The sequence below is a fragment of the Citrobacter sp. TBCS-14 genome, assembly GCF_005280805.1.
GTDB lineage: Bacteria > Pseudomonadota > Gammaproteobacteria > Enterobacterales > Enterobacteriaceae > Citrobacter > Citrobacter gillenii.
Map to the genome: position 1 here is coordinate 1 of NZ_SZWM01000011.1, position 213 is coordinate 213.

A 213-nucleotide genomic window follows, 5' to 3' on the forward strand; every position below is an offset into this window, starting at 1 on the left:
ATAGATTTACTATGTAACTGGAGTGAACAAGCGCAGCCAACACAGCTGCGGCTCGAAGTATGACGGGTATTTAGTACAGCGCTTTACCGCTGCTGTCTTTCACGTTGGTCTTCCATGCAGCACGAATCTGCTCAACCACGCTGTCCGGCAGGCTGGCGTAATCCAGGTCGTTGGCCTGTTTGCCGCCATTTTTGTACGCCCAGTCAAAGAACT

1 pseudogene is annotated in these 213 nt (G+C 51.6%); it reads right to left on the minus strand.

The annotated features are described in order from the left end of the window. Window positions 1-70: 70 nt before the first annotated feature. Window positions 71-213 (minus strand): annotated as a pseudogene (locus FDX22_RS00045) (phosphate ABC transporter substrate-binding protein PstS); the annotation flags it as partial.